Origin of the sequence: Mesorhizobium sp. M2A.F.Ca.ET.039.01.1.1, from assembly GCF_003998035.1 — a bacterium.
In the GTDB taxonomy this organism is placed as follows: domain Bacteria; phylum Pseudomonadota; class Alphaproteobacteria; order Rhizobiales; family Rhizobiaceae; genus Mesorhizobium.
Map to the genome: position 1 here is coordinate 17,639 of NZ_RZRY01000003.1, position 21,601 is coordinate 39,239.

At 64.4% G+C, this 21,601-nt stretch carries 20 protein-coding genes; 9 read left to right on the forward strand and 11 right to left on the reverse strand.

Going from position 1 to position 21,601, the window contains the following annotated elements:
• Nucleotides 1-24: 24 nt before the first annotated feature.
• From atpA to EOA24_RS01075, 5 genes are all read right to left on the reverse strand, one after another.
• Nucleotides 25-1,554 carry a F0F1 ATP synthase subunit alpha gene (atpA, locus tag EOA24_RS01055; RefSeq protein ID WP_126080579.1) on the reverse strand — a complete coding sequence of 510 codons (1,530 nt, stop codon included), beginning with the start codon at nt 1,552-1,554 and terminating at the stop codon, nt 25-27.
• Complete coding sequence (locus EOA24_RS01060; protein ID WP_126080578.1) at nt 1,554-2,114, reverse strand: F0F1 ATP synthase subunit delta; 561 nt, start codon at nt 2,112-2,114, stop codon at nt 1,554-1,556. The genes atpA and EOA24_RS01060 overlap by 1 nt, the downstream gene beginning before the upstream one ends.
• Before the next feature lie 234 nt (nt 2,115-2,348).
• Nucleotides 2,349-2,744 (reverse strand): DUF4345 family protein, encoded by a 396-nt coding sequence (locus tag EOA24_RS01065; RefSeq protein WP_042645646.1) that lies wholly within the window; start codon nt 2,742-2,744, stop codon nt 2,349-2,351.
• Nucleotides 2,745-2,857: 113 nt separating this feature from the next.
• Entirely contained in the window at nt 2,858-3,553 is a 696-nt protein-coding gene (locus EOA24_RS01070; protein ID WP_126080577.1) for an aspartate/glutamate racemase family protein, read from the reverse strand.
• A gap of 32 nt (nt 3,554-3,585) precedes the next feature.
• The gene (locus tag EOA24_RS01075; RefSeq protein ID WP_126080576.1) at nt 3,586-5,769 is read right to left on the reverse strand and encodes a primosomal protein N'; all 2,184 of its coding nucleotides are present in this window, start codon (nt 5,767-5,769) and stop codon (nt 3,586-3,588) included.
• Nucleotides 5,770-5,859: 90 nt separating this feature from the next.
• On the opposite strand from EOA24_RS01075, the gene fsa reads away from it, so the two are divergent.
• Entirely contained in the window at nt 5,860-6,516 is a 657-nt protein-coding gene (fsa, locus tag EOA24_RS01080; protein ID WP_126080575.1) for a fructose-6-phosphate aldolase, read from the forward strand.
• Nucleotides 6,517-6,850: 334 nt separating this feature from the next.
• On the opposite strand, the gene lptE is transcribed toward fsa, so the two are convergent.
• Both lptE and leuS read right to left on the reverse strand, forming a co-directional pair.
• Nucleotides 6,851-7,432, reverse strand: a complete 582-nt coding sequence (gene lptE / locus EOA24_RS01085; protein ID WP_126080574.1) for an LPS assembly lipoprotein LptE — start codon at nt 7,430-7,432, stop codon at nt 6,851-6,853.
• On the reverse strand, nt 7,419-10,046 hold the full coding sequence (gene leuS / locus EOA24_RS01090; protein WP_126080573.1) for a leucine--tRNA ligase: 2,628 nt from the start codon (nt 10,044-10,046) through the stop codon (nt 7,419-7,421). Before leuS ends, lptE begins: the two co-directional genes overlap by 14 nt.
• A gap of 216 nt (nt 10,047-10,262) precedes the next feature.
• On the opposite strand from leuS, the gene EOA24_RS01095 reads away from it, so the two are divergent.
• From EOA24_RS01095 to EOA24_RS01110, 4 genes are all read left to right on the forward strand, one after another.
• On the forward strand, nt 10,263-10,925 hold the full coding sequence (locus EOA24_RS01095; protein WP_126080572.1) for a YggS family pyridoxal phosphate-dependent enzyme: 663 nt from the start codon (nt 10,263-10,265) through the stop codon (nt 10,923-10,925).
• Nucleotides 10,926-11,009: 84 nt separating this feature from the next.
• Nucleotides 11,010-11,264 carry a type II toxin-antitoxin system Phd/YefM family antitoxin gene (locus tag EOA24_RS01100; RefSeq protein ID WP_126080571.1) on the forward strand — a complete coding sequence of 85 codons (255 nt, stop codon included), beginning with the start codon at nt 11,010-11,012 and terminating at the stop codon, nt 11,262-11,264.
• Nucleotides 11,264-11,665 (forward strand): type II toxin-antitoxin system VapC family toxin, encoded by a 402-nt coding sequence (locus EOA24_RS01105; RefSeq protein ID WP_126080570.1) that lies wholly within the window; start codon nt 11,264-11,266, stop codon nt 11,663-11,665. Before EOA24_RS01100 ends, EOA24_RS01105 begins: the two co-directional genes overlap by 1 nt.
• 129 nt (nt 11,666-11,794) lie before the next feature.
• Entirely contained in the window at nt 11,795-12,844 is a 1,050-nt protein-coding gene (locus tag EOA24_RS01110) for an aldo/keto reductase (protein ID WP_126080569.1), read from the forward strand.
• A gap of 61 nt (nt 12,845-12,905) precedes the next feature.
• Here EOA24_RS01110 and EOA24_RS01115 read toward each other — a convergent pair whose 3' ends face one another.
• Nucleotides 12,906-13,811, reverse strand: a complete 906-nt coding sequence (locus EOA24_RS01115; RefSeq protein WP_126080568.1) for a LysR family transcriptional regulator — start codon at nt 13,809-13,811, stop codon at nt 12,906-12,908.
• A 121-nt stretch (nt 13,812-13,932) separates the two neighbouring features.
• Here EOA24_RS01115 and EOA24_RS01120 point away from each other — a divergent pair, with 121 nt between their 5' ends.
• Nucleotides 13,933-15,120 carry an MFS transporter gene (locus EOA24_RS01120; protein WP_127409488.1) on the forward strand — a complete coding sequence of 396 codons (1,188 nt, stop codon included), beginning with the start codon at nt 13,933-13,935 and terminating at the stop codon, nt 15,118-15,120.
• Nucleotides 15,121-15,157: 37 nt separating this feature from the next.
• Nucleotides 15,158-16,192, forward strand: coding sequence for an aldo/keto reductase (locus EOA24_RS01125; RefSeq protein WP_126080566.1), 1,035 nt, complete (start codon nt 15,158-15,160; stop codon nt 16,190-16,192).
• 306 nt (nt 16,193-16,498) lie between these two features.
• Here the strand turns inward: EOA24_RS01125 and EOA24_RS01135 are convergent, their stop codons facing one another.
• Nucleotides 16,499-16,771, reverse strand: a complete 273-nt coding sequence (locus tag EOA24_RS01135) for an usg protein (RefSeq protein WP_126063777.1) — start codon at nt 16,769-16,771, stop codon at nt 16,499-16,501.
• Between the two features lie 304 nt (nt 16,772-17,075).
• Here EOA24_RS01135 and acs point away from each other — a divergent pair, with 304 nt between their 5' ends.
• Nucleotides 17,076-19,031 (forward strand): acetate--CoA ligase, encoded by a 1,956-nt coding sequence (acs, locus tag EOA24_RS01140; RefSeq protein ID WP_126080565.1) that lies wholly within the window; start codon nt 17,076-17,078, stop codon nt 19,029-19,031.
• Entirely contained in the window at nt 19,031-19,795 is a 765-nt protein-coding gene (locus tag EOA24_RS01145; protein ID WP_126080564.1) for an MOSC domain-containing protein, read from the forward strand. Before acs ends, EOA24_RS01145 begins: the two co-directional genes overlap by 1 nt.
• 375 nt (nt 19,796-20,170) lie before the next feature.
• Here the strand turns inward: EOA24_RS01145 and EOA24_RS44030 are convergent, their stop codons facing one another.
• Entirely contained in the window at nt 20,171-20,335 is a 165-nt protein-coding gene (locus EOA24_RS44030) for a hypothetical protein (RefSeq protein WP_348526011.1), read from the reverse strand.
• On the reverse strand, nt 20,332-21,588 hold the full coding sequence (locus EOA24_RS01150) for a pilus assembly protein (RefSeq protein WP_348526010.1): 1,257 nt from the start codon (nt 21,586-21,588) through the stop codon (nt 20,332-20,334). Before EOA24_RS01150 ends, EOA24_RS44030 begins: the two co-directional genes overlap by 4 nt.
• Nucleotides 21,589-21,601 lie beyond the last annotated feature (13 nt).

Genomic DNA, 21,601 nt, shown 5'->3' on the forward strand with positions numbered 1-21,601 from the left:
CTGATCCCGTGCGTCCGGCTTCGTTCAAGCGAAGGTCTTGGCGAAGGCGTCGATTTCCGCCTTCAGCTTGGCGCGCAGATCGTCCGACAGCGCCTTCTCCTTGCGGATGCCGTCGAGGACATCCTTGCCGGCCGAGCGCATGTGGCTGAGCAGTCCATGCTCGAACTTGCCGACCTGGTTGAGCGGCAGCTTGTCGAGATAGCCGTTGACGCCGGCGAAGATCACCGCGACCTGCTCTTCCGTCTTCAGCGGCGAGAACTGCGGCTGCTTCAAGAGTTCCGTCAGGCGCGAACCGCGGTTCAAGAGGCGCTGCGTGGCGGCGTCGAGGTCCGAGCCGAACTGCGCGAAGGCCGCCATTTCGCGGTACTGCGCGAGTTCGCCCTTGATCGAGCCTGCAACCTGCTTCATCGCCTTGATCTGCGCCGAGGAGCCGACGCGCGACACCGACAGGCCGACATTCACCGCCGGACGGATGCCCTGGAAGAACAGGTTGGTCTCGAGGAAGATCTGGCCGTCGGTGATCGAGATCACGTTGGTCGGGATGTAGGCCGACACGTCGTTGGCCTGCGTCTCGATGACCGGCAGCGCGGTCAGCGAGCCGGCGCCGTTGTCGTCGTTGAGCTTGGCGGCGCGTTCGAGCAGGCGCGAATGCAGGTAGAAGACGTCGCCCGGATAGGCTTCGCGGCCCGGCGGACGGCGCAGCAAGAGCGACATCTGGCGATAGGCGACGGCCTGCTTCGACAGATCGTCATAGCTGATGAGTGCATGCATGCCGTTGTCGCGGAAATATTCGCCCATGGTGCAGCCGGCGAACGGCGCCAGGAACTGCATCGGCGCCGGGTCGGACGCGGTGGCGGCGATGATGATGGAGTAGTCGAGCGCGCCGCGCTCCTCCAGCACCTTGACGAACTGCGCAACGGTCGAGCGCTTCTGGCCGACGGCGACGTAGACGCAGTAGAGCTTTTCCTTCTCCGGGCCGTTGTCGTGCACCGACTTCTGGTTCAGCATCGTGTCGAGGATGATGGCGGTCTTGCCGGTCTGGCGGTCGCCGATGACCAGCTCACGCTGGCCGCGGCCGACCGGGATCAGCGCGTCGATGGCCTTGAGGCCGGTCGACATCGGCTCATGCACCGACTTGCGCGGGATGATGCCGGGCGCCTTGACGTCGACGCGCTTGCGCTCGGTGGCCTGGATCGGACCCTTGCCGTCGATCGGGTTGCCGAGCGCGTCGACGACGCGGCCAAGCAGGCCCGGACCGACCGGAACGTCGACGATGGCGCCGGTGCGCTTGACGGTGTCGCCTTCCTTGATGTCGCGGTCGTTGCCGAAGATGACGACGCCGACATTGTCGGCTTCGAGGTTCAGCGCCATGCCGCGGATGCCGCCCGGGAACTCGACCATCTCGCCGGCCTGGACATTGTCGAGGCCGTAGACGCGGGCGATGCCGTCACCGACGGACAGAACCTGACCGACTTCGGAGACCTCGGCCTCCTTGCCGAAATTCTTGATCTGGTCTTTCAGAATTGCGGAAATTTCCGCGGCGCGGATGTCCATCAGCCGACCTCTTTCAGTGCAAGCTTGAGCGAATTGAGTTTGGTTTTGAGCGACGTATCGATCTGGCGCGAGCCCATCTTGACGATCAGTCCGCCGAGCAGCGACGGATCGACGGTCATGGCGATGGCCACATCCTTGCCGGCGATGCTCTTCAGCGTCGCCTTCAGTTCAGTCTGCTGCGCGGCCGTCAGCGCATGCGCCGAGGTGACCTCGGCGGACGCCTCGCCGCGATGGTCGGCGGCGATCTGGCGGAACGCCTTGATCATGCCGGGCACCGCGAACAGGCGACGGTTCCTGGCGACGACGCGCAGGAAATTGCCAACGAGACCGGTTATGCCTGCCTTGTCGGCAATGGCCGCGATGGCCTTGGCCTGGTCCTCGCTGGAGAACACCGGGCTGTCGATCAGCCGCTTGAGATCGTCGCTGCCGTTGAGCATCACCTCGAAGCTCGTGAGGTCGGCCTCGACCTTGGCGACTGAATTGTCCTGCAGAGCAAGCTCGAACAGCGAGCCTGCGTAGCGTTCTGCGACAGCTGAGATTGGCGATGACGATTGGGCCACGGACCGTCTTTTCTCTTGTCTGACAGGCCGCAGATTGTTGGCGCGAGCGGGAACTCTGGCTAAATCTTTGACCTTACTGCATTTTTCCAAGCACGGAGGTGCGGCTTCCGCTATCCCCGGTCGAAAGTCGATTGCCGTCTAGCACAGGCTTTTTAAGACCGCAATGCATCGTCCGGCATGGTTTTCAGGCACTTTTGTCGCATCAGGCGGCAGAGTCCAGCGGAAGTGCTGGATTCATGGCACAAAGCCGAAGGCGAAGGCGAGTGGCAGGGCCGCAAGCGCCAGCTCGACAACGATCGAAACCCAGTTGAACGGCGTGTTGGCGCCGTCCGACATCATCGACAGCAGGCGGCCGAAAGCGGTGAAGAGCCACGAGAAGCCCAGCGCCATGTAGAGCAGCGGCTGCGCCAAAAGGATGCAGCACAGGCTGACGCCGAGATAGAAGCCCGACATGCGGCCGCGCCCCTCGGCGATCGCCGCCGCCTTCTCCGGCCTGGGCTGCAGCCGCAGCACGCGAAAGGCGAGTCCCGGCGCCAGGAACAGGAATAGGCCGAGCGCCAGGGTCACGACAGCGCTCGACCAGGCCAGCCATTCGCCCTGGCTCGCGGGCCACGGAAACGCGAAATCCATCTTATCCCCCTCGTAAAGTCTTGTTCTGAAATTGCCGGCATTCTAGCGGAGGAAAACCGGCACGCCAGATGGCGGCCGGCACATTAGAAAAGACGCACCAGACGAGCGGCTGGTCACGACAGCGCGAAGTCGACCGCGGCCTCGGCATGGATGCGTGTGGTGTCGAACACCGGAACGTCGAAATCGCCCTGGCCGATCAGCATGGTGATCTCGGTGCAGCCCATGATGACGCTGTCGACCTGATCGGTGCGGCGCATCCGGCCGACCTCGTCGAGATAGGCGGATTTTGATTCTCGCCTGACGATGCCCTGGCAGAGCTCGTCATAGATCACCTTGTGCACCATCTCGCGGCCGGCCTGGTCCGGCACCACGGGCTCGAGGCCGTATTTGTCTACGAGACGGCTTTTGTAGAAATCCTGCTCCATGGTGAGGCGCGTCGCGAGCAGCGCCGGACGCCTAACCCCAGCTTCAACGACAGCGCGTCCGGTGGCGTCGGCGATATGGATGAGAGGGTTCGAGATGGCCGCCTGCACCGCGTCGGCCAGCTTGTGCATGGTGTTGGTGCAGATCACCAGGCCTTCCGCGCCGCCCGCCTCCAACCTTCGGGCCGCCTCCACCAAAAGCGCGGCGGCGCCTTCCCAGTCGCCCGCATGCTGCCGTTCGGCGATCTCGGCGAAATCGAACGACCACAACAACAGCTTTGCCGAATGCAGCCCGCCCAGCCGCTCGCGCACGATCTCGTTGAGCAGGCGGTAATAGATCGCCGTCGATTCCCAGCTCATGCCGCCGATCAGGCCGAGGGTTTTCATAGGCGAGCACTCCGCTGAGCTGTCTTTCTCGTTTATAGGAAGCTCTGCGGGTCGATGTCGACCTGCACGCGCACCGAGCCGCGCAGCTTCGGCCCCTCCGCCAGCATGGCGCGGATGAAACCCTGCATATCGGCGCGCCGTTCACCCTGGACAAGCAAGCGGAAGCGGTGACGGCCGCCGATCAGCGACAATGGCGCCTCGGCTGGGCCGAGCACGAACAAGTCCGAAGCCTGGGGCGCCGCGCGCCGCAAGCCTCGCGCATGGCCCTCGGCCTCGCCCCGCGTCGCCGCGCTCACAATGATGCCGGCGAGCCGGCCGAACGGCGGCAGCCCTGCACGCTCGCGCTCGGCGATCTCGCGCTCGTAAAAAGCTTCCGAATCGCCCGAAACGATCGCCCGCATCACCGGGTGATCCGGCTGGTAGGTCTGCAGCAGGCCAAGGCTCTTCTTGCCGGTGCGGCCGGCGCGTCCCGTCACCTGGCTGAGCAGCTGGAAGGTGCGCTCGGCGGCGCGCGGATCGCCATTGGCAAGCCCGAGATCGGCGTCGACCACGCCGACAAGCGTCATGCCGGGAAAATTGTGACCCTTGGCGACGAGTTGCGTGCCGATGACGATGTCGGCTTCGCCATTGGCGACGGCTTCGAGCTCGAGCCGCAACCGGCGCACGCCGCCCAGAAGGTCAGACGACAGCACGATGGTGCGCGCGTCCGGGAAATGGGCGACCACTTCCTCGGCGATTCGCTCGACGCCGGGGCCGCAGGCCACCAGATGGTCGAGCGTGCCGCATTCCGGACAAGCCTCCGGCCGCCGCTCATTATGGCCGCAATGATGGCAGACGAGCTGGCCGCGAAAGCGATGCTCGACCAGCCAGGCCGAACAGACCGGGCAGCCGAAGCGATGGCCGCAGACGCGGCAGAGCGTCAGCGGCGCATAGCCGCGCCGGTTGAGGAAGAGCAGCGACTGCTCCTTCCTCTCCAGCGTGCGCTGCATCTGTTCCAGCAGGACCGGCGACAGGAAGCCGCCGCGCGCCGGCGGCGAGCGCCGCATGTCGATCGACTTCAGATCGGGGAGCGCGGCTTCCGCGAAACGCGACGACAGCACGGCCCGGTCGTAGCGGCCCTGGCTGGCATTGACCCGGCTTTCCACCGACGGCGTCGCCGAGGCGAGCACGACGGGAAAGCCGCCGATATGGCCGCGCACCACCGCCATGTCGCGCGCATTGTAGAAGACGCGGTCTTCCTGCTTGTAGGCGGGATCGTGCTCCTCGTCGACGACGATCAGGCCGAGTTCCTTGAACGGCAGGAACAGCGCCGAGCGCGCCCCGGCGACGACGCGCACGCCGCCCTCGGCCACTTGCCGCCAGACGCGTTCGCGCATCCGCGGCGGCAGGTCCGAATGCCACTCCGCCGGCTTGGCGCCGAACCGGTCCTGGAAACGTTCGAGGAAGGCATGGGTCAACGCGATTTCCGGTAGCAGGATCAGCACCTGCCTGACCTTGTCGAGGGCCGCCGCCACCGCTTCGAAATAGACTTCCGTCTTGCCCGAGCCGGTGACGCCATCGAGCAGAGTGACGTTGAAGGCATCGGCAGCGATTGCCGAGCGCAGCCTGTCCGCCGCAGCTTCCTGGTCCGGCATCAATTTCGGCATTGCGTGAGAAGGGTCGGGCGCGGCCACGACCGGCCGCGGCGGGATCATCACCGTCTCGAACACGCCCTGCGCCCGCAATCCGTCGATCACGGTCGAGGACACGCCCGCCGCATGCGCCAGGCCCGAGCGCGTCCAGGCCAGCCCGCCTTCGGCCGTCTCCAGCACGCGTCGCCGCGCGTCCGTCAACCGGTCCGGCTCGGCCAGCGTGCGCTGCAATCCCTCGATCCAGGGCTCCGGGTCGAACGCTTCGGGAGCGCGGAGTAGCATCCGCGCGACCATGCCTGGCGCCGACAGCGTGTAATGCGCGATCCAGTCGACGAAGCGGCGCATGGCCCGGTCGATCGGCGGGCAGTCGAAGACCTCCTCGATCGGCCGCAACTTCTTCGCGTTGACCGTCTCGACCGCGCCGTCCCAGACAATGCCCGCGACCTGGCGCGGCCCGAGCGGCACGCGCACGATCGAGCCCGGCACCACGCGCATGCCGGGCGGCACGGCATAGGTGTAGGGCCGTTCGGCAGGCATCGGCACCAGCACCGGCGCGGCCGCGACAAAGGGCGAATCTTCGATCATCAGGCGTGACCTTGCCCTGACTTTGGTCTAGATCAAAGGGGACCCTCTCATCTGCCTGGCGCCCGCCGGGCAATCCCCAAGGAGACAGCCATGAAGTTTTTCGTCGACACCGCTGACATCAAGGAAATTAAAGAGCTGCACGATCTGGGGCTTCTCGACGGCGTCACCACCAACCCGTCGCTGATCCTGAAATCGGGCGGCAAGATCGCCGAAGTCACCAAGCAGATCTGCGACATCGTCGAAGGCCCGGTCTCGGCCGAGGTCGTGGCGACCGAATTCAATCAGATGATGGCCGAGGCCGAGGTGCTGGCCAAGATCGCGCCGAATGTCTGCATCAAGGTGCCGCTGACGCTGGACGGGCTGAAGGCCTGCAAGACCATCCGCACCGAGATGAAGCGCATGGTGAACGTGACGCTGTGCTTCTCGGCCAACCAGGCGCTGCTCGCCGCCAAGGCCGGCGCTTCGTTCATCTCGCCCTTCGTCGGCCGCATTGACGACACCGGCTCGGACGGCATGGAGCTGATTTCCGAGATCCGCACCATCTACGACAATTACGATTTCAAGACCGAGATCCTGACCGCCTCGGTGCGCACGGTGAATCACGTCAAGCAGGCGGCGCTGATCGGCGCCGATGTCGTCACCGCGCCGCCGGCGACGCTGAAGGCGCTTGTCAATCATCCGCTGACCGACAGGGGCCTCGCCGCCTTCCTCGCCGACTGGGCCAAGACCGGCCAGAAGATCGGCTGAGACCGACATCTCGCCAGACCAGAAAAAGGCCGGGTGACCGGCCTTTTTTCTTGGCAAAGTGTCTATACCTTGGTGGGTCGCATGCCTTGGCGATTGGCCGGAGCGCCCATCGCGATCGTCATCCACGGGCGAAGCAAGGAGCGAAGCGACGCGGCGCAGACCCGAGGATCCATGCCGTGACATACGAGCGTCGCAACGGCGCAGAATTCTGCTCCGCTGCACCTTCGCGTTGAGGTAACGGAATGGATCCCAGGGTCTCCGCGACGCCGCTTCTTGGCTGCTCCGCCCAGGGATGACGAAGTCGGGGAAGCTTCGGCCAATCCCCGGCGAGGAATTAGGCTTTCTTGCCGTGCTTGGCCAGATCCTGCGCGATCGACAGCCGCAGCAGATCGGCCAACTCGCGCGCCGCGCGGTTCTCGGCATCGATCTGGGCGCGATAGGCCGCGAATTCCTGGCGCGGCCGGTCGAAGGACGACGGGATCGAGCGCTTGCCGACGGCAATCACCGTGTTGGTCGCGGTGTCCCTGAGCACATAGGTGGCGGTCAGCGTGACCGTGCCCGCCGTCGGCTCGTCTTCCTGGGTCTGCACCTGCACGATGGCCGCCGATTCGACCAGTTCGGTGACGCCGAGATCGAGCGTGTAGGCCGGCGAGGCCGGCTCGCCCGAGCCCTGCCCGAAAGCGAAGATCAGATTGTTGCGCACCTGCTGCGCATAGCGGGTGTTGACCGGCTTGATCGAGATCGAGGCGAGCTCGGCGGACGCGCTGAGCTGCGATCCGGGCGACAGCGGCTGGTTGGAATAGAGCGGCCGCACGGTGCAGGCCGAGACCAGCGCAAGCGCGGCGACCATGCCGCAGACCGCCAGGCGGCCGCGCAGGCGGATCGCTTGTGGCTTCACCGGATCAGGCAACGACATTGACGATCCTCTGCGGGACGATGATCACCTTGCGCGGAGCCTTACCCTCCAGTGCTTTTTGCACGAAGTCGAGAGCCAGCACCGCTTTTTCGACGGCACCTTGATCCGCGTCGCGGGCAATTGTCAAATCCCCGCGCTTCTTGCCGTTGACCTGCACCGGCAGCACGATCTCGTTGTCGACGACCAGCGCCGGATCGTAGACCGGCCACGGCCGCTCGGCGACCATCTCGGTCCCGCCCAGCGCCTCCCAGCATTCCTCCGCCAGATGCGGCATGACCGGCGCGATGATGTGCACCAGGATCTCCACCGCCTCGCGGCAGGCGCCCTTCAGCGCAGCATTGGCCTTGCCTTCGGCGACGTCGTTGAGCGGCGTCGCCAGCGCATTGGCAAGCTCATAGATGCGGGCGATCGCGCGGTTGAAGCCGAGCTTCTCGATGTCCTCGCCGACCGCCCTCAGGATCTTGTGCGCGGCCTTGGACACGGCGCCCGCATCGCCATCCTTCGCCGCTGCCGGCTTTACGCCGGGCAGAGATTCGGCGGCGATCTGCACCAGTCGCCAGATGCGCTGCACGAAACGGTGCGCGCCGGCCGCGCCATCGTCTGTCCACTCGACGTCGCGCTCCGGCGGCGAGTCCGACAGCATGAACCAGCGCGCCGTGTCGGCGCCGTAGCCGTCGGTGATCTCTTCCGGGCTCACCGTATTCTTCTTCGATTTCGACATCTTCTCCAGCGCGCCGATCGTCGCCTCCTCGCCGGTGGCGATCTCAAAGGCGAGGCGCTTGCCGCCGACATCCTCGAGCCTGACCTCGCTCGGCGACAGCCAGCGCCCGTTGTTGGACGGGCCGCCGACACGGTAGGTCTCGTGCACCACCATGCCTTGCGTGAACAGGCCCTTGAACGGCTCGGCGAGATTGAGGTGACCGGTCTCGCGCATGGCGCGGGTGAAGAAGCGCGAATAGAGCAGGTGCAGGATCGCGTGCTCGATGCCGCCGATATACTGGTCGACCGCCAGCCATTCATCGGCCGCTTTCGGCTCGGTCGGCTCATTGGCCCAGGGCGCGGTGAAGCGGGCGAAATACCAGGACGAATCGACGAACGTGTCCATCGTGTCGGTCTCGCGTCGCGCGTCGCGGCCGCATTGCGGGCACTTCACATGCCGCCAGGTCGGATGCCGGTCGAGCGGATTGCCCGGACGGTCGAACTCGATGTCGTCGGGCAGCTTCACCGGCAGGTCGGCCTTCGGCACCGGCACGACGCCGCAGGCTTCGCAATGGATCATCGGGATCGGGCAGCCCCAGTAGCGCTGGCGCGAGATGCCCCAGTCGCGCAGGCGGAAATTCACCTTGCGCTCCGCCATCGGCCGGCCGCCGATCGTCTTTGCCTCCAGCAGCTTCGCCACTTCATTGAAGGCCTTTTCGGGCTTCATGCCGTCGAGGAAGCGCGAATTGATCATCACGCCGTCGTCGACATAGGCCTCCTCGATGACCTGGAAGGTCTTGGCGTCGCCGTCTTCGGGCATCACCACCGGGATCACCGGCAGGCCGTATTTGTTGGCGAAATCGAGGTCGCGCTGGTCGCCCGACGGGCAGCCGAAAATGGCGCCCGTGCCATATTCCATCAGCACGAAATTGGCGACATAGACCGGCAGCGTCCAATTCTCGTCGAACGGGTGGACGACGCGGATGCCGGTGTCGAAGCCCTTCTTTTCGGCCGTCTCCAGCGCCGCCACCGAGGTGCCCATATGGCGGACTTCCTCGATGAACTTCGCCAGCTCGACATTCTCCTCTGCGGCCTTCCTCGCCAGCGGATGGTCGGCGGCGACGGCCATGAAGGAAGCGCCGAAGATGGTGTCGGGCCTCGTCGTGTAGACTTCGAGCTCATGCGCGTCGCCAACCGGTTTTGCCAACGGCCAGCGGATCAGCAGGCCTTCGGAGCGGCCGATCCAGTTGTGCTGCATCAGCTTGACCTTCTCCGGCCACTCCTCGAGCAGGTTGAGCGAATCCAGCAGATCCTGCGCGAAGTCGGTGATCTTGAAGAACCACTGCGTCAGCTCGCGCTGCTCGACCAACGCCCCCGAGCGCCAGCCACGGCCGTCGATGACCTGCTCGTTGGCGAGCACCGTCATGTCCTCCGGATCCCAGTTGACCTTGGAGGATTTGCGCGTCACCAGCCCCTTCTCGACGAAGTCAAGGAACAGCATCTGCTGGCGGTGATAGTAGTCGACGTCGCAGGTCGCGAACTCGCGCGCCCAGTCGAGCGACAGGCCCATCATCTTGAGCTGCTCGCGCATGACGGCGATATTTTCGTAGGTCCAGTCCTTGGGGTGGACCTTGTTCTGCATGGCCGCGTTTTCAGCAGGCATGCCGAAGGCGTCCCAGCCCATCGGATGCAGCACGTTGAAGCCCTTGGCCCGCTTGTAGCGCGCCACCACATCGCCCATCGTGTAGTTGCGGGTGTGGCCGATATGGATCTTGCCCGACGGATAGGGGAACATCTCGAGCACGTAGTATTTCGGCTTCGGATCGTCGTTGCGAGCCTCGAACAGCTTCTTTTCGGCCCAGGCCTTCTGCCATTTGGGCTCTGACGTGCGCGGATTGTAACGTTCGGTTGCCATCGGATGTTTTTCACTTAAAAGCAGGTGCGCGGTGCTGGATTAAGGCGTGTGTTGATATTCAGGTCAGGCCGGCATTCGCAGGCCGGCATCGCCCGAATATCGACACGCCCAGGCCGGCAGCCGAGACAATGTCGTCGCGGTGTTCACCATGGATTGCCGGACCCGTCAACTGCGGCGAGCCGGCCCGGCCATGAAAACTATAGGCAGGATAGTGGCATGACGAACGCCGTAGAGCAGCTTCACGCGGTCAAGGCGAAGATAGCAAGCGCCGAGCGCGAGGCAAGGCGCGAGCCCGGCGCGGTCACCCTGGTGGCGGTGTCGAAGACCTTCGCGGCCGAGGACATCCGCCCTGTGATCGAGGCCGGCCAGCGTGTCTTCGGCGAGAACCGCGTGCAGGAAGCGCAGGGCAAATGGCCGGCGCTGAGGGAGGCATTTGCCGATCTGGAGCTGCATCTGATCGGCCCGCTCCAATCCAACAAGGCCAAGGAAGCCGTCGCGCTGTTCGACGTCGTCGAGACCGTCGACCGCGAGAAGATCGCCGCGGAGCTTTCAAGGGAAATGACCAGGCAAGGCCGGACGCCAAGACTCTATGTCCAGGTCAACACCGGCTCCGAGCCGCAAAAGGCAGGCATCGAGCCGCGCGAGGCGGTCGCCTTCGTCAAGCGCTGCCGCGACGTTCATGGCTTGGCCATCGAAGGCCTGATGTGCATCCCCCCGGCCGATGAGAACCCCGGCCCGCATTTCGCGCTGCTGGAAAAGCTCGCTCGCGAGGCCGGCGTTGAAAAACTGTCGATGGGCATGTCCGGCGACTATGAGACTGCGATCGCCTTCGGCGCGACCAGCGTCCGGGTGGGATCGGCGATCTTCGGCAGCCGGTAGCCTGCGCCCCGTATCTTGCGCCGGTATCGATTGATATCTGCGGCTACCGCGTTATATCTAGCCAAGCTAGCTAGGAGCAGCAAGATGAACTGGCATCTTCAGGACGCGAAGAACAATTTCTCGAAAGTGGTCCAGCGGGCGCGAACCGAGGGACCGCAGACCGTGACACTTCGCGGCGAACGTGCCGCGGTCGTCCTCTCCGCAGACGACTACGATCGCTTGGCCGGGAAGAAGAAATCGCTCGTCGAGTACCTATTGAGCGGTCCAGGTTGGGACGAGGAGTTTGACAAGGAAATCACCCGTCGCTCGGACACGATTATCCGGGACATTGATCTCTGATGTATCTGCTGGACACGAACGTCGTGTCGGACGTGCAAAGACGGTTGCCTAAGCCGACTGCCTGGATAGCTTCGATTGATCCGGCGTCGATCAACCTTAGTGTCATTACGCTGGGTGAGATCGAGCGAGGAATCGTCAAACAGCGTAAGATCGACCCTGAAAGGGCGGCTCGGCTCGATATCTGGCTGCGAGAACTTCGAAGAGACAATACGGACCGCATTCTCGCGATCACGGAGGAGGTCGCTCTTGCCTGGGGTCGCATAACGGCGGGACGCACACGGGGGAGCGCCGACTCGCTTATCGCGGCGACCGCCCTCGTGCACGACCTGATCCTGGTCACGCGAAACGTCGCCGACTTCGAGGGCGTCGGCGTTACAGTCCTCAATCCCTGGGAAGTCTGACCGTTCTGGGATCCGCCGGCGGGCAACTTCACGCCAAGTTGACTACCGTGGTTGTGCCAGCGCTTGAAACGAAACGGCCCGTTCCTATTTGCTTGTGGTCACTCACTCCTTCTCTCGGGGAATCCCACCATGCGCTACAACCAGCTTGGCAATACCGGCCTTTTCGTTTCCGAACTCTGCCTCGGCACCATGACGTTCGGCGCCGCCGGCGAGAATGCCCAATGGGGGCTGATCGCCAGTCTCGACCAGAAGGGCGTCAACGAGATCGTCGCCCGCTCGATCGCCGCCGGCGTCAATTTCTTCGACACGGCGGATGTCTATTCCTTCGGCCAGTCCGAGCAATTGCTCGGACAATCGCTCAAGGATCTCGGCATCAAGCGCTCGGACGTCATCATCGCCACCAAGGTGCATGGCGCGATGGGCAACGGCCCGAACGAGCGCGGCTCGTCGCGCGGCCACATCATGGATTCCGTCGACGGCAGCCTGAAGCGGCTGCAGCTCGACCATATCGATCTCTACCAGTTGCATGGCACCGACACGGTGACGCCGATCGACGAGACGCTGCGCGCGCTCGACGATCTCGTCGCCAGCGGCAAGGTGCGCTATGTCGGCGTCTCCAACTGGCAGGCCTGGCGCATCGCCAAGGCGCTGGGCATTGCCGAGCGCAAGGGCTTCGCCCGTTTCGAGACCATTCAGTCCTATTACTCGATCGCCGGCCGCGATCTCGAGCGCGAGATCGTGCCGCTGATCAACGAAGAGAAGCTCGGCCTGATGGTCTGGTCGCCGATGGCCGGCGGACTGCTCTCCGGCAAATACGGCCCTGGCGCTCCCGGCAATGGCGAGGGCCGCCGCGCCTCCTTCAACTTCCCGCCGGTCAACGAAGACCGCGCCTGGGCGGCGGTCGCCGTCATGCGCGAGGTGGCGAAGAAGCATGACGTCAGCGTTGCCACCGTGGCGCTTGGCTACGTGCTGGCAAAACCTTTTGTGATGAGCGTCCTCATCGGCGCCAGCCGCATGGACCAGCTCGAGCAGAACCTCGCCGCTACCGGCTTGCAGCTCGATGCCGACGATCTTGCCAGGCTCGACGAGGTGAGCGCGCTGCCCGCCGAATATCCCGGCTGGATGCTTGAGCGGCAGAGTGCCGGCCGGCGTCCGGCGCCGTTCGTGCCGAAGGCGTGATCTATCTCCAATAGGCTGGTTTTTTTCGGGAGCCGCGCTGTCTAAGCGCGGCTCTTCCATTTCAGAGCCGGACAGTTTCCGCGAGAAAGTCGAGAAAGGCCCGCACCCGCGCCGGCAGATGCTTGCCGTGGCCGACATAGACGGCGTGCGTCGGCTCCTCGTCGCCGGGATTGAACGTCTCCAGCAGCGGCACGAGCCGCCCTGCGGCGATGTCGGGCTCGACATGCCAGCGCGCCAATCTTGCGATGCCCGCTCCGGCCAATGTCGTCAGCCGCATCGCTTCGCCATCGGTCAGCGACATGTTCCCGACGATCGGCAGGATGATCGATTTGCCCGCGGCATCAATGAAAGGCCAGCCGTCGATATGCCTGGCGAAGCCGAAGGCGAGCATGTTGTGGCGGGCAAGGTCGGACAATGCGCGCGGCGTGCCGCGTGCTGCGAGATAGGCGCGGGACGCAACCAGCACCATCCGGCTCTGGCCGAGCTTGCGCGCCACCAGGCGCGACTCGCTAAGCGGTCCGGCGCGTATGGCGACATCGGCCCGCTCCTCCAACAGGTTGATGACATTGTCGGTCAGCACCGCTTCGACGGAAATCTCGGGATAGCGCTCCAGGAAACGCGGCAGCAATTCCATCAGCCGGTGCTGGCCGAACGGCACATAGGAGTTGACCCTGAGCTTTCCGCGCGGCGCGGCGCCTGCGGCCGCCTCGCGTTCCGCCGCATCAAGATCGGCAAGGATACGCAGGCCGCTGTCGTAAAAGCTGGTTCCCTCCGGTGTCAGTTGCAGCTTGCGTGTCGAGCGGCTGACCAGCCGCGCGCCGAGCCGCGCCTCCAGCCGCGCGATCAGCTTGCTCACCGCCGAGGGCGTCATGCGCAAGGCCCGCGCCGCGGCGGAAAAACTGCCCGTCTCGGCGACGCGGACGAACACTTCGATCTCGCCGGAGCGGTTGATTTCGGGTCGCGCCATTTGTGAATTTATTTCACAGAAAATATGCCCATTGCAAGACTGGTTCACAGCTCGACGGATCACGATCTTCGGCATCGGGGCGCGGGACTTGGGCGTCCTTCAGCACCAAACGGATCCTGCCATGCCCCTTGCTCTTTATGCCCTCACCGCCAGCGCCTTCGGCATCGGTGTCACTGAATTCGTCATCATGGGTCTGCTGCTCGATGTCAGCGCCGATCTCGGCGTCTCGATCTCGGCCGCGGGCCTGCTCATTTCCGGCTACGCGCTGGGTGTCGTCATCGGCGCGCCGCTGCTTGGCGCCTTGACCGGCCGGCTGCCGCGCAAGACCTTGCTGCTTGCGCTGATGGTGGTCTTCACCGTCGGCAACTTGGCCTGCGCACTGGCGCCCGACTACTGGACGCTGATGGCGGCGCGTGTGCTCACCGCCTTCGCCCACGCCTCCTTCTTCGGCGTCGGCTCCGTCGTCGCCACCAGCTTGGTCGCGCCCAACAGGAAGGCCTCGGCCATCGCGCTGATGTTCACCGGCCTCACCGTCGCCAACATCCTCGGCGTGCCCTTCGGCACCTGGCTCGGCCAGGCCTATGGCTGGCGCTCCACCTTCCTCGCCGTCACGCTGGTCGGCGTCATCGCCTTTGCCGTGATCGCGCTGCTCGTGCCGCGCGACGAACCGGTAGCAGCAGACGAAGAGGAAAGCTCCGAAGGCACGCTCGCCGTGCTCGGCCGCCGGGCGGTGCTGCTCGGCCTCCTGACCACGGTGCTGAGCTGGGTCGGCGTCTTTGCTGCCTTCACCTATCTGGCGCCGATCCTGACCCGCGTCACCGGCTTTTCCGAGGGAGCCGTCTCGCCGATCCTGCTCGTCTTCGGCGGCGGGCTGGTCGCCGGCAACCTGCTTGGCGGACGCCTCGCCGACCGGCACCTTGTGCCGACGGTCGTCGGCACGCTGGTTGCGCTGTCGGCGGTGCTGTTCCTCATGACCGCGGCGATCCATCAGCCGATCACGGCGATCATTGCCGTGGGCCTGCTGGGTGCCGCCGCCTTCGCCACCGTCGCGCCGCTGCAGATGTGGGTGCTGGAGAAGGCCAAGGGCGCCGGCCAGGGCCTGGCCTCCTCCTTCAACATCGCCGCCTTCAATCTCGGCAACGCCATCGGCGCTTGGCTCGGCGGCTTCGTCATCGATCACGGCCCCGGCCTCGGCGCCGTCCCCCTCGTCGCCGGCCTGGTGCCGATCGCCGCGCTCGGCGTGGTGCTCATGGCGCTGCGTCTCGAACGCGGCAGCGCGATCGGCAAGCCGGTCACGGCGCAGTGCTGAACGCCGATCCCTTCGACATCCAATCAGGAGAAAAAAGATGGATTATCGACCTCTCGGCGCCTCCGGCCTGAAAGTGCCGGCGCTTTCCTTCGGCGCCGGAACCTTTGGCGGCTCCGGTCCCCTCTTCGGCCATTGGGGCAACAGCGACGCGAAAGAGGCGCGCCGGCTGGTCGACATCTGCCTGGAGGCGGGCGTCAATCTTTTCGACACGGCCGATGTCTATTCCAACGGCGTCTCGGAAGAGGTGCTTGGCGAGGCGATCAGGGGCCGTCGCGACGCGGTGCTGATCTCGACCAAGACGTCGTTGCCGATGGGCGACGGTCCGGCCGACTGGGGCTCGTCGCGCTCCCGCCTGATCCGCTCCGTCGACGCGGCGCTGAAGCGTCTCGGCACCGACTATATCGACCTTTTGCAGCTCCATGCCTTCGACGCCTCGACACCGATCGAGGAAGTGCTGTCGGCGCTGGACGACCTCGTGCGCTCCGGCAGGCTGCGCTATGTCGGCGTCTCCAACTTCTCCAGTTGGCAGGTGATGAAATCGCTCGGCCTGGCCGACAAACACGGCTACCCGCGCTACGTCGCGCATCAGGTCTATTATTCGCTGGTGGGCCGCGACTATGAGTGGGAACTGATGCCGCTCGGCCTCGACCAGGGCGTCGGCGCCCTGGTGTGGAGTCCGCTCGGCTGGGGCCGGCTGACCGGCAAGATCCGCCGCGGCCAGCCCTTGCCGGAAAAGAGCCGGCTGCACGGCACAGCCGATTTCGGCCCGCCGGTCGAGGACGAGCATCTTTTCAAGGTGGTCGATGCGCTGGAAGCGGTCGCCGCCGAGACCGGCAAGACCGTGCCGCAGGTCGCCATCAACTGGCTCCTGCAGCGGCCGACCGTGTCGTCGGTGATCATCGGCGCGCGCAACGAGGAACAGCTCCGCCAGAACCTCGGCGCCGTCGGCTGGACGCTGACGCCCCAACAGATCAAGGCGCTCGACGAAGCGAGCGCGGTGACGGCGCCCTATCCCTACTTCCCCTATCGGCGCCAAGAAGGCTTCGCCCGGCTGAACCCGCCGGCGGTGTGATCGCCGGCGCTGAAGCTGCCCCCTCAGCGCGAGCGTGAACGCGCGAGATTAGCCGCAGCCCTCTGAACTTCGTCATCCACGGGCGAAGCAGCCGCGAAGCGGCGTCGCGAAGACCCGAGGATCCATTCCGTTACCTCGATCGTAGGCGCGGCGAGCAGAATTCTGGATCGCCGCAACGCTTCGAAGTCACGGAATGGATCCTCGGGTCTGCGCCGCGTCGCTTCGCTCCTTGCTCCGCCCGTGGATGACGAAGTCACAGGCGTTTCCGCCAAACATTCGACGTCCAGAGAACTTCTGGGCAACGCCTCAGTGCACCAGAAACTCCCCATCGACCTTCCGCCACTCATTCGGCGCGACGAGCCTCTGGTGGGTATACGTCACCGAATGCAGCGGTCCGTCGAGCTTGGTCTTCCAGAATTCGATGAAGCGGATCAGCACCGGGAATTGCGGCGCTATGTCGTAATCCTGCCAGACAAAGCTTTGCAGCAGGTGCGGGTGGTCCGGATAGTGGTAAAGGATCTTGGCCGTGGTCAGCCCATATCCCCTGAGCATCAGGTCCATTTCGGAATTGTCGCGCATTGCGTTTCCTTGGTTGATTCTCCTTCCTCCCAACGCCGAATTGTGCGCACGGTTGCTTAACTGTCTATGGTTTTTTGCGAGGTCCCTAAAAATTTTTCTCATTAAAACAGGCGGTTAGCAGCCGCCCAGCGGGAGTGCTAGTAGCCTTGGGCGCTTGCCCCTGCGTCATCCCGCCGCGCGAATCCAACGTCTAATATTGCCGCCACGACGGAACTGTTAATAATGCCCGCGAATTCGCGGCCGTTTTGCCGCGATGCCGCTGGCGGCTCAAGCCGGCGAGAGTGGTTTGGGAGGAAAGCAGAAAATGTCCGATGTGCATGTCCACCGCGTCCAGCCGGCGTGGAAGAAGAACGCGTTGATCGACAACGATACCTACCTCAAATGGTATGCCGACAGCGTGAAGAACCCGGACAAGTTCTGGGGCAAGCACGGCAAGCGCATCGACTGGTTCAAGCCTTTCACGAAGGTCAAGAACACCTCGTTCGACGGCAAGGTCTCGATCAAGTGGTTCGAGGACGGCCAGACCAACGTCTCCTACAATTGCATCGACCGGCACCTGAAGAAGCGCGGCAACCAGACCGCCATCATCTGGGAAGGCGACAATCCCTACGACGACAGGAAGATCACCTACAACGAGCTTTACGAACATGTATGCCGGCTCGCCAATGTGATGAAGAAGCACGGCGTCAAGAAGGGCGACCGCGTCACCATCTACATGCCGATGATCCCGGAAGCGGCCTATGCGATGCTCGCCTGCACCCGCATCGGCGCCATCCATTCGATCGTCTTCGGCGGCTTCTCGCCGGACGCGCTCGCCGGCCGCATCGTCGACTGCGAATCGACCTTCGTCATCACCGCCGATGAAGGTCTGCGCGGCGGCAAGACCATTCCGCTGAAGGACAATGCTGACAAGGCGATCGACATCGCCGCCAGGAACTTCGTGATGGTCAACAAGGTCGTGGTCGTGCGCCGCACCGGCGGCAAGGTCGGCTGGGCTCCCGGTCGCGACGTCTGGTATCACGACGAAGTCGCTTCGGTGAAGGCTGAATGCAAGCCGGAGAAGATGAAGGCAGAGGATCCGCTGTTCATCCTCTACACCTCCGGCTCGACCGGCAAGCCGAAGGGCGTCCTGCACACCACCGCCGGCTATCTCGTCTATGCCTCGATGACGCACCAATATGTCTTCGACTACCATGACGGCGACGTCTATTGGTGCACCGCCGATGTCGGCTGGGTGACCGGCCACAGCTATATCGTCTACGGACCTCTGGCCAACGGCGCCACCACGCTGATGTTCGAGGGCGTGCCGAACTATCCCTCCCAGGCGCGCTTCTGGGAGGTCATCGACAAGCACAAGGTCAACATCTTCTACACCGCGCCGACGGCGCTGCGCGCGCTGATGGGCGCCGGCGACGGCCATGTGAAGAAGACCTCACGCAAGTCGCTGCGCGTTCTGGGGTCGGTCGGCGAGCCGATCAACCCGGAAGCCTGGGAGTGGTATTTCAACGTCGTCGGCAACGGCAAGGTGCCGATCGTCGACACATGGTGGCAGACCGAGACCGGCGGCATCCTGATCACGCCGCTGCCCGGCGCCACGGACCTGAAAGCCGGTTCCGCCACCCGGCCCTTCTTCGGCGTTCAGCCGCAGCTGGTCGACGGTGAAGGCAAGGTGCTGGAAGGCGCCACCGACGGCAATCTCTGCATAACCGATTCCTGGCCGGGCCAGATGCGCACCGTCTATGGCGACCACGAGCGGTTCGTGCAGACCTATTTCTCGACCTACAAGGGCAAGTACTTCACCGGCGACGGCTGCCGCCGCGACGCCGACGGCTATTACTGGATCACCGGCCGCGTCGACGACGTCATCAACGTCTCCGGGCACCGCATGGGCACGGCCGAGGTCGAATCGGCGCTGGTCAGCCACGACAAGGTTTCCGAGGCCGCGGTCGTCGGCTATCCGCACGACATCAAGGGGCAGGGAATCTACTGCTATGTCACCCTGATGGCCGGAGAGACGGGCAGCGAGGATCTGCGCAAGGAACTCGTCGCCCATGTCCGCAAGGAGATCGGCGCCATCGCCACGCCGGACAAGATCCAGTTCGCGCCCGGCCTGCCCAAGACCCGTTCCGGCAAGATCATGCGCCGCATCCTGCGCAAGATCGCCGAGGACGATTTCGGTTCGCTGGGCGACACCTCGACCCTCGCCGACCCGGCCGTGGTCGACGACCTCGTCGTCAACCGCCAGAACAAGAGAGGCTGATGGCCGGCGAGACGATCCTCGGCTCCGTCAGCCAGCTCTGGCGCTATCCGGCGAGCTCGCTCGCCGGCGAGCGGCTCGACGCCATTTCGGTCGGCACGACGACTGTCGATGGTGACCGGCTGTTTGGACTGGTCGATGCTTCCGACGGCGAGATCGCAAGGCCAGACCGCGAAACAAAGTGGCACAAAGTGCCGCTTATTCGCACCCGGCTGAGCGGGGCCCCGATGAGCAAGGAATGGCGCCTGGAAGTCGCCGTGCCCGGCGGCGGCTGGCTGCCGGCGCCCGACCCGGAAAGCGACCGCGCGATTTCGGCCTTCCTCGGCTTCGCGGCCTCCATCCGTCCGTTCGGCGCTGAGAACGCGGCGCCCTTCCATACCGGGCCGCTGACCGCAGCCCGCTATGCCAAAACGCCGATCCATCTGCTCACCACTGCCTCGCTGGCCCGCCTGAAGGCCCTGCATCCGGAGGGCACGCCCGATCCGCGCCGCTTCCGGCCCAACATCGTCGTCGACATGGCGCCTGTCGAAGGCGCCTTCCCGGAGACGGAATGGATCGGAAGAAAGCTCGCGGTCGGCGATCTTGAACTCACCGTCTCCGAACCCTGCCGCCGCTGCGGCTTCACCATCATCGCCCAGGACGGCTTCGACACCGACCCCGGCATCCTGCGCAACCTGGTTCGCCACAACGCCCACAATCTCGGCGTCTACTGCACCGTCGACCGGCCGGCGCGGATCGGGATCGGCGCGCCGATGCGCTTCCTCTGACCTGCCCTCTTGTCTTTTGCTGCAACGCACCCCATCATTGGGGTGTGTTCAACAAACCGAAAGGAGGTGATCCGATGTCGAGTGATTTCGTTTTCCATAACGTGAGCTCTGCGGATTGCACTTCCGGGAAGCAGTCTTCCCGTTAAGGCGCGAGACGCGCGGCAGGTAACCCGAAGGGGTTGCCGCCAGGAGCCGCGTCATGGACGGAAACACGGAAGGCCGCCTGCTTCGTCAAGAAGCGGCGGCCTTTTCCGTATGAGGCGTGTCTCCCGAAGGTGGGAACCGGTTTTGGGAGAAATGCGTAAAGTCAAAAACGTAAAAGCGCATGGAGCGAATCTGAAAGATCGCGACGCGCTTTGGGGTCGGCGCTGCAGGTCAGCGGCTGATTGTGAGCTTCTCGATATTGCGGCTGATTTCGCCGAAGGCATGGGACAATTCGGCGCCGTTGGCGGCCTCGTAATAATGCTTGAGCGACGAGGTGTCGTCGGTCGCGCAGTCCTTCAACACGGACTTGGCCTGATCGCGTTCGGTTGCGGTCATCGCCAGATCGTTGAGATCGAAGCGATGGTGAATATCTCGATGCCGTCGCGCTTCATGTTATCGCAGATGTTTTCGGCATTGGCGCGCGACTTCTGACCTTGATCCTGCGACCTGGACGCGCCGCGTCCGCCGGCAAAGGCGGTGTTGAACTGGCCGTCCGTCATCAGAATGGCGATCTTGGCCACCCTGTTGCGATCGAAGTTGGCGGGGCCGGCGCCTAGGCGAGCGCTCGATATAGCCGTACGCCAGGATGGCGAGAGCATGTAATAGCCCCACTGCGCGGCAATGCCGCCTGCGGTCACGCCCCCGGCCTGAAAATGTTCGATCGCCGTCACCAGCTTGTCCTCATCGGCAGTAAGCGGAACCAGAGTGGCCGTGGGGCATACCTTCACACGGTAGTCGCGGTTGACCTTGGCCAGATAGATCCTGCCCTGATTGTCGCGCCGTTGCGTGTAGGGCCCGTCCGACGAGTAATCGACGTAGCCGTCCTTGTCCTTGCGCTCGGTTGCGCAATTGTCGGACACCGTGGCAGAAACCGGCACCGCGGTATCGATCGGCGGCGGCACTTTCGGCCCCATCTCGGTCTCCACGAAGACCGTGTCGGCCAGGCGGCCGGTGTTGACGGCTTCGGCATAGGGGATGATCGACACCCGAATCCGGGGATCATTGGGGTCCCGATTCTGATCCAGGAGACCCTTGACCGTCTGTGACGCGGCGGTCCTCAGGTCGCCGATCTTGTTGGTCTTGGCGCGCCAGTCGGGAGCCATCGAACCGGTAACATCGAGCATCATCGCCACCTCCACCGTCTTGTCCGAGTAGAGCGCGGTGGTCGAAGCGGTCACGCGGCGCATGCTGTCGGTGCTGAACAGCGGAAAGAAGAGGCCGACATCGGCATGCGCATCGGCCTGCACGGTGTTGGCTGTCCTGTCGACCGTAAGCTTGTCCAGCACCACCTGGTCGGCCTGCATCAGGATGCCGGCGGTGCCGTTGGCGTCGAGGAATGCCTGCACCGTTTTGCTGGCGTCGGCTTCCGTGATGACGCCGAGGGTGAGATCGCGGGCCGTCGAGGTCACGGCCGCGTCGACGACACCCTGCAAGCTCGAGCTCGCATTGTTGAGTTGCGAGATGTTGACCGCGAATCCCACCCCCAGCGCGAGGACAGACACGGCAGCTCCGAACAGAACCGCGAAATTGCCTTCGCGATTCCGGCTAAAGCCGTCCACCCCACGAACGACACCTCTGAACTGCCGCATGCCTTCCGCCTCC